The organism is Pseudomonas sp. GW823-FHT01D03 (genome assembly GCF_058798255.1).
In genome coordinates this window covers 3170834-3183959 of the sequence record NZ_JBXAKK010000001.1, presented here as the reverse complement: position 1 = coordinate 3183959, position 13126 = coordinate 3170834, and the positions used below count along the sequence as shown (strand labels likewise).

10 protein-coding genes are annotated in these 13126 nt (G+C 59.3%); 8 read left to right on the top strand and 2 right to left on the bottom strand.

Annotated features, from left to right (window positions below; genetic code table 11):
* Positions 1–175: 175 nt before the first annotated feature.
* From AC1RBR_RS13760 to pgm, 3 genes are all read left to right on the top strand, one after another.
* A complete protein-coding gene (locus AC1RBR_RS13760) occupies positions 176–1645 on the top strand; it encodes a hypothetical protein (RefSeq protein WP_492564964.1) in 1470 nt (489 codons plus the stop codon).
* A gap of 48 nt (positions 1646–1693) precedes the next feature.
* Positions 1694–3094, top strand: a complete 1401-nt coding sequence (locus tag AC1RBR_RS13755; protein WP_492564963.1) for an aminotransferase-like domain-containing protein — start codon at positions 1694–1696, stop codon at positions 3092–3094.
* A gap of 96 nt (positions 3095–3190) precedes the next feature.
* Positions 3191–4837, top strand: a complete 1647-nt coding sequence (gene pgm / locus AC1RBR_RS13750; RefSeq protein WP_492564961.1) for a phosphoglucomutase (alpha-D-glucose-1,6-bisphosphate-dependent) — start codon at positions 3191–3193, stop codon at positions 4835–4837.
* 185 nt (positions 4838–5022) lie between these two features.
* Here the strand turns inward: pgm and AC1RBR_RS13745 are convergent, their stop codons facing one another.
* Positions 5023–5718, bottom strand: a complete 696-nt coding sequence (locus AC1RBR_RS13745) for a pirin family protein (RefSeq protein ID WP_115984732.1) — start codon at positions 5716–5718, stop codon at positions 5023–5025.
* Positions 5719–5997: 279 nt separating this feature from the next.
* Between AC1RBR_RS13745 and AC1RBR_RS13740 the strand changes: the two genes are divergently transcribed.
* Entirely contained in the window at positions 5998–8472 is a 2475-nt protein-coding gene (locus AC1RBR_RS13740) for a UvrD-helicase domain-containing protein (protein ID WP_492564958.1), read from the top strand.
* A 58-nt stretch (positions 8473–8530) separates the two neighbouring features.
* Here AC1RBR_RS13740 and AC1RBR_RS13735 read toward each other — a convergent pair whose 3' ends face one another.
* Positions 8531–8803, bottom strand: coding sequence for a DUF1652 domain-containing protein (locus AC1RBR_RS13735; RefSeq protein ID WP_025109621.1), 273 nt, complete (start codon positions 8801–8803; stop codon positions 8531–8533).
* A gap of 263 nt (positions 8804–9066) precedes the next feature.
* On the opposite strand from AC1RBR_RS13735, the gene AC1RBR_RS13730 reads away from it, so the two are divergent.
* From AC1RBR_RS13730 to AC1RBR_RS13715, 4 genes are read left to right on the top strand one after another with little or no spacing between them, the layout of a single operon-like run.
* Entirely contained in the window at positions 9067–9882 is an 816-nt protein-coding gene (locus tag AC1RBR_RS13730; protein WP_492564957.1) for a helix-turn-helix transcriptional regulator, read from the top strand.
* A 52-nt stretch (positions 9883–9934) separates the two neighbouring features.
* Positions 9935–11341, top strand: coding sequence for an NAD(P)/FAD-dependent oxidoreductase (locus AC1RBR_RS13725; protein WP_492564955.1), 1407 nt, complete (start codon positions 9935–9937; stop codon positions 11339–11341).
* Positions 11342–11372: 31 nt separating this feature from the next.
* Positions 11373–11717, top strand: a complete 345-nt coding sequence (locus AC1RBR_RS13720) for a cupin domain-containing protein (protein ID WP_095135974.1) — start codon at positions 11373–11375, stop codon at positions 11715–11717.
* A 56-nt stretch (positions 11718–11773) separates the two neighbouring features.
* Positions 11774–12859 carry a polyamine ABC transporter substrate-binding protein gene (locus AC1RBR_RS13715; RefSeq protein ID WP_166495809.1) on the top strand — a complete coding sequence of 362 codons (1086 nt, stop codon included), beginning with the start codon at positions 11774–11776 and terminating at the stop codon, positions 12857–12859.
* The last annotated feature ends 267 nt before the right edge of the window (positions 12860–13126 follow it).

Here is a 13126-nt window from a genome sequence, read left to right as displayed (position 1 = left end):
AGGGGCTTACGTCGCCTGAGGCGGTTGGATTTCAGGCTCCTTCGCAGCAAGTGTTTCAAATAACTTCAAAATCATAAGTGTTAGTATTTGATCGTCTATTACTTATTGATGAATTTATTGCGCCAGCGTCATCGCTGATGCGCGATATGAATTTTTTACGCCGGGTAAAGTACTGATGAGCACGATCCATGATCAGGCAATGAACTATGTCTACCAGCAAGTATTGCAACGCCTGCTGAGTTTCTTTTCCAGAGCCGAGCGCACAGCGCTGCAGTTGCTGATCCAGCGGCTGGTGGTCGCCGCCGGCGGAATGGAGCGCATGGGTGAATACAAGGTCATGGTGACGCCATCCGGTACCCGCGACAGTTGCTACATGCTGGCGCTGCTGCGCGCCGCCCAGTTGAGTATCGCCGGCCGCGCACCCGCCACGTTCCAGTTGCGTGTCGCCACATTGCGCCGCAGCGGAGCGGGGGCGGCGGCGCTGAACAACCTGCACCGCAGCTTCGCGGCCTTGTTTCTGTATGACGATCCCCGTGTCGAGTTGCTGATGGTGGAACATCGACAAGTGTTGCCGTTCAATCCTCTGGCACCACTCGAAAAGGACAGTGCGGATTCCCATCGCACCAATCTGCTGCTGATGGGGCATCGACGTGCCAGGGGCGAGAAGCTTGAGTGGCGGGACGACGCCTGCCTGGCCTGGGCCGAATTTTATGGCCAGATTGCGCGCTGGGGTAACGGCGTCGATGCCTGGCTCGCCAGCGAGTCGCCGCGTCGCCAGAGGCAGTTTGTCGAAGACCTCGACCGGGCCGTGCAGAAAGCCGGTATCGGTGCGCTGAAGCCCAATTCTGGGACGTTCGATGAGCTGTTCGCCTTGCTCGACGGATTGGGAGGGGATTTGTATCGCGGTTTTTACCCCGAATCGGAGCGGCAATGCTGGCGCCCCGAGGGGGGCTTCGAGTCGTGTCGTCGCACGACATTTGTCGACATTCATGACATGGCGGTCGGCAATCTTGAAGAACGCTGGCCGCTCTTGAGCGAGTTTCTGGGGTTCGAAGCAGAGGAAGGGATGTTTCACCTAGGTGAGGGTGAATATGCCGACCCTTTGATCGAGGCCCATTTACGCGGTCTGGAAGCCGAATTCATCAGCGGCCGCAGCTATGAAGCGGGGTTCTCGGAGCATGTCCAGCGCATGCTGGCGAACATGCAGCTGCAGCGGGTGCCGGAACCGGTCTGCGAGCAGATGATCGCAAGACTGGGGCAACGGCAGACCACTGAAGAGCTGCGCGAAGCGGCGGCGAACTGGCTGCAGCAGACTTACGGTCTTAACGAGGCGCAATGGGTATGCCTGCTGTTCACGCCGTTCATCGAGCGTGGAGCCGGGCTCGAGCGGTTCCTGCGCAGTTGTCATCCCGGCATGTTGGTGGCGCTGCCTGATTTGCATCGGGCCATGCAGGGGTTGCACGGCCCGGAGCAGGTGCTGCAGTGGATGGTGGACGTCAGCGGGTTGCCGGTCCGGCTCATCTGTCGCCTCTACGCCATGGAACCCTTGCCAGCGCATGGTGCGCCCCGGCAAGCACTGGAGGCGGAACTCGACGCGGCAGGTCTCGATGGCGCCGGCGTGGGTGACCGGTCAGCGGAACGATGAGGTGAGCGAGCGATCCTTCGGCGCACCGTCGGTTATGGTATCCGCCTCATGAAGGCTGAACGGGAATCCGGTTTTGCCTACCAGGCGGTCTACCGTTACCTGATGCGCTTGATGGCCGAATCGGCTGGCGCTGGCAATGCAAGGCTGCCATCGCTGCGTCAGTTGGCAGATCGCTTGAACGTGTCGATCTCGACCATTCAATACGCCTATTCGTTGCTCGAAAAGGAAGGGCGGATCTATTCGGTGGCCAAGTCCGGGTATTACGCCAGGGCGGTTGCGGGGCTGAGGCCACCCGCCATGAGCAATGATCTGCTCGAAACGCTCTATGTCAACGCGCGGCAGCCGGGCATGCGTTTGTTGAATGCTGATGATCCGGTTTCGCTGCAATCACTGGACAGTCCATTGCTGTTGTTGGAGCGTGAACTGCTGCGCCAGTATCCCCGCCAGCCACCGTTGCTCGACCAACCCTGTGGTGAGCTGGAATTACGCACCGTTCTGGCGGCCCGCTATACCACCTCGCCGAAGCAATGCTGGCACGCCGAGGATGTTTACATCGGCGCGGATTTGCGCGGGGTGCTGGAGATCCTGGTGGCCGTTCTGCAGCTCAGGCACACGACCATACTGGTCGAGTCGCCCTGTGACTGGGTGATACTGCGGTTGCTGCAGGCGGCAGAGGTGCGTGTAATCGAACTGCCGTTGCAGGCCTGTGGCGGGCTGGAGCCGCAACGGCTGGAAACCCTGCTCAAGACCGAAGACGTGCGCCTGATTCTGCTGTCCTCGGGCCTGTGCATGCCGCGCGGTACACCGATTCCTGCGGATAACCGCAACACGATTGCCGGCTTGCTTGGCGAGCACGGCACCTGGGTGCTGGAAAACGACTGCTACGGTGAACTGGGTGAGGCAACCGGCGCCGAGCGTTTGCGTGATCATCTGAATCCTGACCGACTGCTGATCTTCTCCACGTTCGAGAAATTCATCGGTCTCGAAGCTCCCTACGGGTACGTGTTGTCGCGCCAGTGGAAGAACGAAATGCAGCGGCATTTTCTGATGCGTTCGTTCCGGTTATCGCCCGTGCGCCAGAAGGCCATCGCTCGTCTGTATGGAAACGGTCGGGTCGATCAGCATCTGCACGTGCTTCGCCGGCTCCTCAAGGAGCGGCGCACCCCGATGATCCACTTGTTGCGCGAGCGTCTGGGCGATGCGCTACAGGTTGTCGAACCACAAGGCGGGGCGACGGTCTGGGTGCGGGCACGGCGGCCGCTGGACATGCGCGATGTGTTTCAGCGCCTGCTCAGGCAACAGGTACTGATCGCGCCCGGCGAGCTGTTCAGCTTGCAGGGATTGCACCGTCGGCATCTGCGCTTGAGCCTGCTGGATCATGGCGAGAGCGGCTTGGGTGGAGCGCTCGACAGGCTGGGTGATGCATTGCGCTTGGCGCCGCTGGAATGAACGTTGAAATCTGTCGGATAGATCCCGTCGCGCTGTGGTCGAACTGCCAGTACACTGCGCTGTATTTCCTGAACCACTCTATTTCAGAGGTTTTGCATGACTATCAGTCCTTTTGCGGGCAAACCGGCACCGGCAGAATTGTTGGTCGACATCCCGCGACTGGTAACGGCTTATTACACCGGCCAACCGGACGCTTCGATTGCCACCCAGCGTGTGGCGTTTGGTACTTCCGGGCACCGCGGCAGCTCTTTCGATCTGAGTTTCAATGAGTGGCACGTCCTGGCGATCAGCCAGGCGATCTGCCTGTACCGCGAAGCGCAGGGCATCACTGGCCCGTTGTTTGTCGGTATTGACACTCACGCGCTGTCGACCCCGGCCGGGGCGAGTGCGCTGGAAGTGCTGGCGGCCAATGGCGTGACCGTGATGATTGCCGAAGGTGACGAGTACACGCCGACTCCGGCGGTATCGCACGCGATCCTCTGCTATAACCGTGGCCGTACTTCGGGGCTGGCCGACGGCATCGTGATTACGCCCTCGCACAACCCGCCACAAAGCGGTGGCTACAAATACAACCCTACCAACGGCGGCCCGGCCGATACCCACATCACCAAGTGGATCGAAGCCAAGGCCAACGAACTGCTGGCGAACAAACTGGCAGGCGTCAAACGCATCAGCTACGAGCAGGCGCTCAAGGCCAGCACCACCCACCGTCACGACTACCTGAACACTTACGTCGCCGACCTGATCAATGTGATCGACTTCGATGCCATTCGCGACGCCAAGCTGCGTCTGGGCGTAGATCCGTTGGGCGGAGCAGGGGTGCGCTACTGGTCGGCGATTGCCGAGCATTACCGTCTTGATCTGGACGTGGTGAACAAGCAGGTCGATCCGACTTTCCGTTTCATGACCGTCGATTGGGACGGTCAGATCCGCATGGACCCATCGTCCAGCTATGCCATGCAAGGTTTGATCGGTCTCAAGGAGCGTTACGACGTAGCCTTCGCCTGCGACCCGGATCACGATCGTCACGGCATCGTCACCCCGTCGGGTGGTCTGCTGGCGCCGAACAACTATCTGGCGGTGTCCATCGACTATCTGTTCCAGAACCGTCCGCAATGGCGCGCCGATGCGGCTGTGGGTAAAACCGTGGTCAGCAGTGGTCTGATCGATCGCGTGGCCAAGCGTCTGGGACGTCGTCTGTACGAAGTGCCGGTCGGTTTCAAATGGTTTGCCGATGGCCTGTTCGACGGCTCGCTGGGTTTCGGTGGCGAGGAGAGTGCTGGCGCTTCGTTCCTGCGCAAGGATGGCGGCGTCTGGAGCACCGACAAGGACGGCCTGATTCCGGCCCTGCTGGCGGCGGAAATGACTGCTCGTACCGGGCGTGATCCAAGCCAGGCTTATCGCGCCCTGACCGATGAGCTGGGCGAACCGTTCTCGGTGCGCGTCGATGCCAAGGCCAACCCTGAGCAGAAAGCGCTGTTGAGCAAACTGTCGCCGGAGCAAGTGACGTCGACCGAGCTGGCAGGCGAGAAGATTCAGAGCATTCTCAGCCATGCGCCGGGCAACGATCAGGCCATCGGCGGTTTGAAGGTGATGACCGAGAACGGCTGGTTCGCCGCGCGTCCTTCCGGCACCGAAGACATCTACAAGATCTACGCCGAAAGCTTCATTGGCGATGACCACCTCAAGCAACTGGTGGCTGAAGCGCAAACGCTGGTGGATGGCGCAATCAGCACCAAGTGATCTTCAGGGAGGTGAGTTCTTCCTGTGGTGAGGGGATTTATCCCCGATGGACTGCTTAGCAGTCCGCTCTATTAAAAAGAGGGGCCGCTTTGCGGCCTATCGGGGATGAATCCCCTCGCCACAAAAGGTGCAAAAAAAGGGGCGACCATGACGGTCGCCCCTTTTTTTGCCTGCAAATCAGGCGATCAAGCCAGATCCACCAGCACGATTTCGCTGTCTTCGAGTGCCGTTACGGTCAGCAGGCTTTCCTGTTGAACCGCAACACCGTCTCGAGCTTGCGCGCGCAAGCCATTGACCTCAATCAGACCGGTGGCAGGTACCAGATAGGCTCGGCGTCCCGCATCCAGCTGATATTCAGCAGTTTCGCCGGCTTTGAGGTTGGCCGCGACCAAACGCGCATCGCCGCGAATGCGCAGGCTCTGGTCGTCGCCGTCCTTGCCGCTGGCGAGGGTCACGAAACCCTCGCGCTGGCCTTTGGGGAACGGTTTGGCACCCCACGATGGCGGCGCGCCAGTTTCCGTCGGCAGAATCCAGATCTGAAAGATTCGGGTCTCTTTGTCTTCCAGGTTGTACTCACTGTGCGCGATGCCGGTGCCGGCGCTCATGACCTGTACGTCGCCTGCTTCAGTGCGTCCCTTGTTGCCCAGGTTGTCCTGGTGGGTAATCGCACCTTCACGCACATAGGTGATGATTTCCATGTCACGGTGCGGATGCAGCGGAAACCCGGTGCCGGCGGCGATCACGTCATCGTTCCACACCCGCAGATTGCCCCAGTTCATGCGCTGCGGATCGTAGTATTCGGCGAACGAAAAGTGGTGATGGGCATCCAGCCAGCCGTGGTGAGCGCCGCCCAGTGTGTTGAAAGGTCTGAGTTCAAGCATGATCGTCTCCTGAAAAGGTTCGTCATGGGGCGTAACGCCAGAGCCACGAAGCGAGACCGTCGATTAATGACGGGCATCATCCATCAGGCCACCATCGAGAAAAAGCGTAAAAAGTGCGGCATTCTCATCGAATCCGTTGATGGGAAACCGGCTCAAAATAATCTCACGCAGCTTTCAGTTCATCGCCTAAACCAATGACCTGTAAGCATTTCGCTAGAACTCATGAGCAAATAAAGCCACCATAGCCCCCAACAGCCTCACACACTGGAGCCCCTCAGCGTGGCGCAACACACTCCCGATCTGCCTCCCGAACTCCGTCTACTGGCCGAAATGCCGTGGTTCAAGCGTCTGGCCGCGCGTTTCTTCGGCCATGGCCTGACACGCTTGCGCGCTCAACACCGTGCGTCGTGGCTGCACGGCCAGGCGGATGGTTTTCGTAGCGGTCACACCGCTGGCGTTGAGTACGGCTTCAAGGAGGGGAAGCTCGAAGGCCTGGAGGAAGGCCGGCAGGTGCTGTTGATTCGTGACAGTCGCAGCAACGAGCATCGTCCGCCGAGCGTCGATAATCTTCTGTTCGACGACTGGCGCCTGCCACTCACCGCTGAGCTGAAGAAACGCATGAAGGCTGACGTAGCACGCCTGCTGCCCGAGCATGCCCAGCCAAGCGCTGCGCAATGGAAGATGATTTTCAGTGACACTCCCTCGACCTCGGTGATCGCCGGGGCGGGGGCAGGCAAGTCGACCACCCTGGTTCTACGTATTCTGCTGCTCACGCATTATCTGGGCTTTGAGCTGGATTCGATGACCGTGGTGACCTTCACCCGCGAGTCGCGCAAGGATTTCATCAATAAGCTGATCGAGATGTTCGCGCTCTGGGGGCGGCCATTGAGCCTGAAACACGCGCGGGATCTGGTGCGCACCTTTCACTCACGCATTCTGCCAATGGTTCGCAGCCTGCCGGGGTTCGAGCGCTTGCAGGCGTTTGAAAACCTTAGCCTGCGACCTCAAGGCGCTGACGAGGAGGTCGACAGCAACCCGTTCGATCTGCGCATCAACGATGCCCAGCGCCAGCAGCTCAACGCCTGCTATCACCGCTTGTTCAATCAAGACGAACGCTTCCGCCAGTTGATTCAACCGCTGGCCAAAGCTGCCTTGCAGCTCAAGGAACTGGAGCGCGATCACCCGGACGTGCAGAAACGCGTGGCGGTGACCGAACTGGCGGCCAAGCGCGACGAAGAATTGTGCGACGCCATCGAGGACCTGTGGTTCCGCGCCGGTGCCTGGCCGATCAAGGGCATCGAGCCCAGCCGGCAGACGTTCGAGATCAACGGATCGACCTTCCACTGTCATGGTTACATTCCCAGCCTCGATGCCTGGGTGGTGCTCGGCTTCGATCCCCGGGAAAACCCGCAGATTTGCCGGCCCAACGCGAAGCTCAGCGTACGCGCCGAGTGGGCCGTCAAACGCACCCTGTTTCAAGCTTTCTGTCGTAAGCCATTGATTTGGCTAGATAGTTATGAGGCCTCAAAGCGGGTGTTGTCGACCTTGGCCGGCGACGCGAGCGCCGGTCCAGGCTTCGACTACAAGGTCAAAGGTGAGCTGGTCTCGGCGCCGCTGCTCGATTGTTTTGTCGCGGCGGCCGGCTTCATCGAAAACCTTGGGCTGGATGTGCCGGATGCGGTCGGCCGCATGAGTTTTGCCAAAGACGACCCGGATCGGTTTTTCTTTGAGGCGCTGAGCCTGTTCTGGCGAGCACTGGAAGATCATCTGCTCGATCAGAAGCCGCCGGTGATGACCTACAACCGAATGTTCGCGCTGTTCAGCGAGCATTCGCCGGAGAACCTCAAGTTGCTCAGCGATGAGCTGCTGCGGCCCATGTCGCACCTGATGATCGACGAGTTTCAGGACGTATCGCTGCAGATCGTCTCGTGGATCCGCGCCAGCCTCGCGGAAATCCGCAGTCGCGGTCCGGCCATGCATGTCGGGCGGGGCGCGCAGCGCTCATCATTGCTCTGCGTCGGCGACGATTGGCAGTCGATCTACGGCTGGCGCGGCAGTTCGCCGAGTTACTTCATGGAGTTCAACAAGGAATTCCCGTCACCGAGCACCACGCGAGTGATGCTCAGCGACAACTATCGCAGCCATCAACACATCATCGATGCTGCCGAGCACATCGTTCGCGCCGCGCCGGCAATTCCCGGCAAGAAGGCCAAGGCCAGCGGCGCACCCAAGCCGGTGCAGCCGGTCAATGTGCTGGAGCGTGATGACCAGGCCCTGGGGCAGCGCTTGGCTGAACATTACAATCGTGGTGATTCGATCTTGATGCTCTATCGAAAAAGCAGCGATAAGTTATTGATAGAGCAACATATTCAGCCTGTAGTTAATGTTGATTCGAGCTTGCCTTACGAAGCGCGACGGCTGAAACAGCTGACTTACCACAGCGCCAAGGGGCTGCAGGCGGATGCGGTGTTCCTGCTCGGGGATTGCCAACACCTGACCAGCTCGCCGTACAAGAATCAGGTCTACCGCATGGCCGGCCTGGGCAAGGCTGGCGACAGCGAGCCTTATGACGCGGCGCAGAAGGACGAGATTCTGCGGCTGGCCTACGTGGGTATCACCCGGGCGGTCAGCCATTGCTACTGGTACGTCGAGCCGCAGGATACTCAGGCCGTGAACATGCCAAGGGCGTCCGATCGGGTTGTCCAAGGCAAGGCGTTCTTCGCCGATCACCGGAAACAGCCGCAAAACGCCTAATACACACGCACAAAAAAGCCCGTCTGAATTGGCGGGCTTTTTTATATAAAACAATAGCTTATGCGTAACTCTTGAGAGATTCCGGAGGAATGAAAGCCTCCAGTTCGTCTTCCACAGCCTCGATGATGCGCTCGACATCGGCCGCGTTCATCACTGTCGCACAAGGAATGCCGGCGATGGCGATCATGGTTTCGCCGCTGGCCCGATCAAACAGACGGGCGATCATGCTGCCCGGCGCATCCATCGTCGCTTCAAAACCCATGGGATGAAAGTGCCAGCGCATCAGCTGGCACGCATTGGGGAACGTGACTTTGCTGGAACCTTTATTCATGTGTTGCCCGCCTTCTTCATCGAGCGCTTCCTTTTGCTCACGTTAGGTGGGAAGAACCTTCATTGGCTCAACCGTTCAATGACGTTAAAAGTAGCACCCGCATGTGAATTTTCCGTGAGATTTTTCAGTTCATTTTGCGATTGCTACGCATTTTTTGATGTAAGTCACGCTGTGATCACTCATCGCCAAATGGCCACTACGGTTTGCTCGTTGATCGTTTTGGCGAACTTGGGCAAGCTCGGTTCTTTTGCGCCGAGACCTTTATGCACGCCGACGATGACGGCCCAGAACAGACTCCGGCCACGGCCGCTACGGTCATGCGCTATCACCTGAGCTGGAAACACCGCGATCTGGACAGCGTCATGGCGCTGTATCACCCGGACGTCCAATACAACGATTTCTTCCAGAACCGGGTCCTCGGTCTCGACGAATTGCGCGAGTACGTGCGCGTGAGCATGCCGCGAGAATCCGACGAAGCGCTCGAGCATTGCGACCGGATTCGCGTGGATGGCAACACCGCGTTCATTCAATACGAAGTGACTTTGCGCGGTGGCGACGGGCTGGTGTCGTTCCGTTCCAGCGAAGCGATCACGGTCAAGGACGGCCTGATCTGGCGGGTCAACGAATACGCCTCGCTGGTCCGCACGCAAACCAACGGCGCTGTCGCACCCAGTCAGCGCCCGGCGGTGAGTCGCCTGGGGTTGTCGCCGCGCCAGATCAGTTTCATGGCCGAGGATCTGCAGCAGTATTTTGAGCGGCAGCAGCCGTACCTCGATCCGGAACTGGACCTGCAAAGGGTGGCAAAAGAGTGCGGGTACAGCCGCAATCAGATTTCCTATCTGCTCAATCAGGTGCTCGGCCAGAGCTTCTATCGCTACGTCAATCAGGCCCGCCTGCAGCACTTGCTCAAGTCGCTGGACCACGCCGCGCCGCCGCTGCGTATCGACGAACTGGCGTTTGCCGCGGGTTTCAACTCGCTGTCAGCGTTCTACAGTTGTTTTCGCCAACACACCGGCCAGTCACCGAAGGCCTACGCCAAACAAATTTCTTTGCGGGCACGCGCGCAAGACAGTGATTGAAGTCACGCACTAGGATCGACGCCATCGAAGGTTTTCAGTGGCGGAGTCTTGCATGCCGGCGTGGCGCACTATCAGTTTGTGGATGGATCAACTCGACGAGCCGCTGATCGCACGGCCGGCGCTTGAGCAGGATCTGGATGTCGACGTAGCCATCATCGGCGCCGGTTACACCGGGCTGTGGACCGCGTACTACCTGAAAAAACTCGCCCCCGGTCTCGATATCGCCATCATCGAGGCGCAAACCGCCGGTTTCGGCGCGTCCGGGCGCAATGGCGGCTGGCTGATGGGCAATCTGCTGGGCGAGGATCGGCTGCTCGCCGGTCTCTCTCCAGAACAACGTCGCGCATCGTTTGATCTGCTGCACAGCATCCCCGATGAGGTGGAAGTTGTCCTCGAACGTGAGGGCATCGACTGCGATTACCGCAAAGGCGGGGTGCTGTATTGTGCCGCCCGCTACCCGGAGCAGGAAACCAACCTGCGCGAATACCTCGACAAACTGCACGCCCAAGGCCTGACCGACAGCGATTACCGTTGGCTGAACCCCGAGCAACTGGCGCAACAGATTCGCGTGGCGAAACCCTATGGCGGCATCTATGCGCCGCACGTGGCGACCATTCACCCGGCGAAACTGGTGCGCGGTCTGGCGCGTACCGTGCAAAACATGGGGGTGAAAATCTATGAAAACAGCCCGGTCACCCATTGGCAGTCCGGCAGCTTGCGCACGGCCAGGGCCAGTGTGCGCAGTCGCTGGATTGTGCCGGCCGTCGAAGGTTATTCGGTCACGCTCCCACCGTTGGGTCGCTATCAGTTGCCGGTGCAAAGCCTGATTGTTGCCACTGAGCCGTTGTCAGCAGCGACCTGGGATGAAATCGGCCTCAACCGTGGCCAGGCGTTCAGCGAGTTCAGCCGTCAGGTCACTTATGGCCAGCGCAGTGCCGACAATCGCCTGATCTTCGGCGCCCGCGGCGGTTACCAGTTCGCCGGCAAGCTGCGCCATAACTTCGATCTGACCCGTGATGAAGTCGAGTTGCGGCGCTATCTGTTCGGCGAACTGTTCCCGCAACTGAAAAACGTGCAGATCACCCACGCCTGGGGCGGCAACCTCGGCATGTCCCGGCACTTCAAGCCGCACATGCTCTGTGATCGTGCCAATGGCATCGCGCTCTCCGGCGGTTATGGCGGCGAGGGTGTGGGTGCCAGCAATCTCGGCGGTCGCACCCTGGCCGATCTGATTCTCGAGCGCGACACCGAACTGGTGCATCAGCCGTGGGTGCTGCCGGACGGCGGGATTCACGCGCTGCGCGCCTGGGAACCGGAGCCGTGCCGCTGGCTCGGTTACAACGCGATCATCAAAAGCTTCGTCCACGAAGATCAGACCCTGGCCAACCCGGCCAGCGCGCCGTGGCGGCGCAAGCTGGCCAGCCAGGTGGCGGGCTTCATGGAAGGTTTCATGCATTAAACGCCGTTTTCTTCACACGACAGGTCCCACCATGAGCATTACGCAGTTCAAGAACACCGCCAGCCTGCAACTGGATGAGTCCAACCCGGTGGCCGTGCCACTCGGTGAGCCGATCGCCATTGCCTCGACCACCAGTGTCGAGCGCGACGACGGCGTTGAAACCGGCGTCTGGGAATGCACCCCGGGGCGCTGGCGCCGGCAGATCACCGCGCAGGAGTTCTGCCACTTCATCTCCGGCCGTTGCACGTTCACCCCGGACGACGGCGGCGAAACCCTGCACATACAAGGTGGCGACGCACTGATGTTGCCGGCCAATACGCTCGGCATCTGGGATATCCAGGAGACCGTGCGCAAGAGCTACGTGCTGATTTTCTGATTGTTTGATCCTTTGATTGCCTGCCAACAACAATAGTCTCTACAGGAATCGACCCCATGATCCAGAAAACCCTCGCCCTGGCGCCGCTGCTGCTGGCCGCCTCGATCAGCCACGCCGCCGAGACGGTCAAGGTCTACAACTGGTCCAGCTACATCGCGCCGGATACGACAAAAAACTTTCAGAAAGAGACGGGCATCGGCGTCACCTATGACGTCTACGACAGCAACGAAACCCTCGACGGCAAGTTGATGACTGGCAACTCTGGTTACGACGTGGTGTTTCCGTCCAATCACTTCATGGCGCGGCAGATTCAGGGCGGGGCGCTGAAAAAGCTCGACAAGAGCCAGTTGCCGAACTGGAAGAACCTCAACCCGGTATTGCTCAAGGCGCTGCAAACCAACGATCCGGGCAATGAACACGGCTTTCCGTATCTGTGGGGCAGCACCGGCATCGGTTACAACGTCGCCAAGATCAAAGCTGTGCTGGGTGACGACGCACCGGTGGATTCGTGGGATCTGATCTTCAAACCTGAATACATGCAAAAGTTGCAGAAATGCGGCGTGGCGATCCTCGACAACGGTCCGGAATTGCTGCCAGCGGCGCTCAACTACCTGGGGCTGCCGCACCACAGCAAGAATCCCGAAGACTACAAGAAGGCCGAAGCGTTGCTGATGAAAGTGCGGCCGTACGTCAGCTATTTCCACTCATCGAAGTACACCAGTGATCTGGCCAATGGTGACATCTGTGTGGCCGTGGGTTTCTCCGGGGATATTCTGCAAGCCGAGAGCCGCGCCAAAGAGGCGAAGAACGGTATCGAAATCGGCTACGCGATTCCCAAGGAAGGCGCGGCCATCTGGTTCGACATGGTTGCCATGCCCAATGACGCACCGGACGAGAAGGCCGGCTATGCGTTCATGAATTACCTGCTGCGCCCGGAAGTGATGGCTGATATCAGCAACTCGGTGCACTACGCAAACGGCAACGAACAGGCCGACAGCCTGATCGATCCGGCAATCAAGAATGACACCAAGGTCTATCCGAGCCCGGAGATGATGGGCAAGCTGTTTGCGCTTGAGGCGATGCCGCTGAACATCGACCGGATCCGCACGCGTGTGTGGAACAAGATCCGCACCGGTAGCTAAACCACATCACCCCCCCCCTGTGGGAGCGGGCTTGCTCGCGAATGCGTTCGATCAGTCAGCAAACAGGTTGGCAGATAACCCGCATTCACGAGCAAGCCCGCTCCCACAAGTGTTTTAGCAATGCTGATTTAATTGATATCAATACACTGGCATCGCACTAATAGAGTGCGGGAAAGTGAGACGCACCCAACAAAAAACAACTTACTAATATTTAATATTTAAATAGAAAATCGTCAGACAATTGGACGGGGCGCAACCCGTTAAAAC

Excerpts from the sequence above, each read along its gene's own strand:
- AC1RBR_RS13760 (WP_492564964.1), top strand. The coding sequence starts at position 176 with ATGAGCACGATCCATGATCAGGCAATGAACTATGTCTACCAGCAAGTA.
- AC1RBR_RS13755 (WP_492564963.1), top strand. The coding sequence starts at position 1,694 with ATGAAGGCTGAACGGGAATCCGGTTTTGCCTACCAGGCGGTCTACCGT.
- pgm (WP_492564961.1), top strand. The coding sequence starts at position 3,191 with ATGACTATCAGTCCTTTTGCGGGCAAACCGGCACCGGCAGAATTGTTG.
- AC1RBR_RS13745 (WP_115984732.1), bottom strand. The coding sequence starts at position 5,718 with ATGCTTGAACTCAGACCTTTCAACACACTGGGCGGCGCTCACCACGGC.
- AC1RBR_RS13735 (WP_025109621.1), bottom strand. The coding sequence starts at position 8,803 with ATGAATAAAGGTTCCAGCAAAGTCACGTTCCCCAATGCGTGCCAGCTG.
- AC1RBR_RS13730 (WP_492564957.1), top strand. The coding sequence starts at position 9,067 with ATGCACGCCGACGATGACGGCCCAGAACAGACTCCGGCCACGGCCGCT.
- AC1RBR_RS13725 (WP_492564955.1), top strand. The coding sequence starts at position 9,935 with ATGCCGGCGTGGCGCACTATCAGTTTGTGGATGGATCAACTCGACGAG.
- AC1RBR_RS13720 (WP_095135974.1), top strand. The coding sequence starts at position 11,373 with ATGAGCATTACGCAGTTCAAGAACACCGCCAGCCTGCAACTGGATGAG.
- AC1RBR_RS13715 (WP_166495809.1), top strand. The coding sequence starts at position 11,774 with ATGATCCAGAAAACCCTCGCCCTGGCGCCGCTGCTGCTGGCCGCCTCG.